We start from the raw sequence: 2,315 nt of genomic DNA, 5'->3' as shown, positions 1-2,315 counted from the left end.
TGAAGAAAATGTAAAACAAAAAGGAAATAAAATAGAATGCAAATCAGGGGAGCGCCTCTATTTACCTCGCAACACCGAACCGGGCTGCCACCGAGCGGCAGCTCTGGCCAGACAAAACGGCTGCGACAACGCGTTCGCGAAGATCATTCGAAAGAGGTGCAGTCATAAGATGCTGGCCTCCTGCTCCAGCCAACATCTTGAATCACAAATTCAAACCAAAGGGAATCCCATCCGATTCAGTCAAAACTTGAACCGCTCTAGAGCATCGGGCGTTTTGCGCTGTCTGGTGGATGGTTCAGGCTTTACGATAATCAGCTCAAGTGAACCTAAAAGCCAAACCGCCTTCCCAGGCGAGAGGGAGTTCTTGCGGTTTTGCGGACCATGGTTTTTGCCTTTTTCACGCCTGCAACAGCAAGTCGCCCAGCTTTGCCGCTCAACTTACGTCCAACGTTAACGCCTTTTGTCGCGACAGCTATTCCCATTTCGAGTCCGCGTTCCGCTACATCCTCCGCCACATCAAAGGCAATCTCAGTCAACCTGGCGATCTTGTCGAAAATACTTATGAGCAGGTCACCAAGCTCTTCAGCAACAGCGATGAGGGCTGCGAAGGCGGTAAGCACCACTTCCCGAACTTGCCTCAAAGACAAAGATGCGTGGTTGCGCGCTGTTTGAACGATCGTGGCCGCGACGCGTTGAGGGCCGCCAAGGAGCAAGATCAACATGTCGCCGTCGATTTCGTCCACGGTATCTTCGACGGCTTCCAATACAGTTGCATAGTCCAGAGCGGGCATCTGTATCCCCAATATGCACAAAACAGCTTAGACTATGTGAGCGCCAAGAAAAAAACGCAAGTCTTACTTGGCGACTTCGTATTTCTCTATTGAAAAGGCTGGAGCGTCATGAAGAATAGCTTCAACCGGCTGAAAAAATTTGAGCGCCCCTATTTACCTCGCCAATTCGGCCGGGTTCGTGATTCAATTGGTTGACTGATTTTGGAAGGTCTTTTGATGAGCCAGCCCGGATTTTTCGACGTTGACGAACGCTTGAAGCGGCTGAGTGACATTGGCGACCAGTTGGAAGCCTATGCGCTGGTTGTCGACTTCGAGATATTCCGTCCGGATCTGGTTGAAGCACTGAACTATTCCGATGGGTCGAAGGGGGGCCGCCCTCCGTTTGATCCGGTTCTCATGTTCAAAGTGCTGGTGATCCAGGCGCAGAACAATTTGTCCGATGACCGGACCGAGTTCCTGGTCAACGACCGGCTGTCGTTCATGCGGTTTCTGGGGCTTGGCCTTTCGGACCGCGTTCCGGATGCCAAGACGATCTGGGCGTTCCGTGAGCGTCTGACGCAGGCCGGGGCCATCGACGGGCTGTTTGCCCGCTTCGATATGGCCTTGCGGGCAGCGGGCTATATCGCCATGGGCGGGCAATTGGTGGACGCAACGCTTGTGGCCGCGCCCAAGCAGCGCAACTCGGACGGCGAGAAACAGGCCATCAAATCCGGCAAGACCGCTCAGCAGATCTGGCCGGACAAACCGGACAAGGCCCGGCAGAAGGACGTGACCTCCCGCTGGACCGTGCAGTTCGGCAAGGCCAAGGCCAAGCCGGACGGCCCCAAGCCGCTGGACATCGCCATTCCCACATTCGGTTACAAGGCGCATACGACGATCTGCAAAACGCAGCGGTTCATCCGCCGCTGGGATGTGTCCGATGCCAGCCGCCACGATGGCCGGTTCCTGCGCCGGGGTCTGCTCGACAAACGCAATACCGGCTCGGGCGTGTGGGCCGACAGCGCCTACCGCTCGACGCAGAACGAGGCCTTTTTGGAGGCCCAGGGCTTTGTCAGCCATGTCCATCGCAGAAAACCGGCGGGCAAGCCGATGCCAGAGCATATCCGGCGCGGCAACGCCACGCGCTCAAAACACCGGGCGCCGGTCGAACATGTCTTCGCCTACCAAAAGGCCGTCATGGGCCTGACCATCCGCACCATCGGCATCGCCCGCGCCAGAACAAAGATTGGTATGGCGAACATCGTCTACAACATGAGGAGGCTGGTTCAGGTCAGTCAAAGACAGCCGGCATAGGCCGGGGAACAGCCAAACAGGGCAAAACGCACCGTCCGAAAGGATCCGGATCCAAGAGCAATCAGGGCTAGAACCGCTGAACTTGCCTCAGGCAGTTCCAAAAAGCGCGTTGATAGAGGTGCTCACCTGATACTTGGCTGCGATCTCCTGGATCGTCTTGTCACCGCGCAAAGCCTCAAGCGCGACCTTCGCTTTAAACGCGTCCGAAAAATTTCGGCGTTAAGCCATTCT

At 56.0% G+C, this 2,315-nt stretch carries 2 protein-coding genes and 1 pseudogene; 1 reads left to right on the top strand and 2 read right to left on the bottom strand.

Annotated features, from left to right (window positions below; all coding sequences use genetic code 11):
- Window positions 1-67: 67 nt before the first annotated feature.
- Window positions 68-166 (bottom strand): annotated as a pseudogene (locus E1180_RS01720) (IS630 family transposase); the annotation flags it as partial.
- A 160-nt stretch (window positions 167-326) separates the two neighbouring features.
- Window positions 327-791, bottom strand: coding sequence for a hypothetical protein (locus E1180_RS01715; RefSeq protein WP_155189357.1), 465 nt, complete (start codon window positions 789-791; stop codon window positions 327-329).
- 216 nt (window positions 792-1,007) lie between these two features.
- Between E1180_RS01715 and E1180_RS01710 the strand changes: the two genes are divergently transcribed.
- Complete coding sequence (locus E1180_RS01710) at window positions 1,008-2,084, top strand: IS5 family transposase (protein WP_425280887.1); 1,077 nt, start codon at window positions 1,008-1,010, stop codon at window positions 2,082-2,084.
- Window positions 2,085-2,315: the final 231 nt, after the last annotated feature.

Origin of the sequence: Roseibium denhamense, from assembly GCF_009711415.1 — a bacterium.
GTDB lineage: Bacteria > Pseudomonadota > Alphaproteobacteria > Rhizobiales > Stappiaceae > Roseibium > Roseibium denhamense.
Note: the sequence above shows the minus strand (reverse complement) of the source record. Positions and strands in the feature narration are given on the sequence as shown.

Bases quoted from the DNA above. Each gene is read 5' to 3' on its own strand.
- E1180_RS01715 (WP_155189357.1), bottom strand. From the start codon at position 791: ATGCCCGCTCTGGACTATGCAACTGTATTGGAAGCCGTCGAAGATACC.
- E1180_RS01710 (WP_425280887.1), top strand. From the start codon at position 1,008: ATGAGCCAGCCCGGATTTTTCGACGTTGACGAACGCTTGAAGCGGCTG.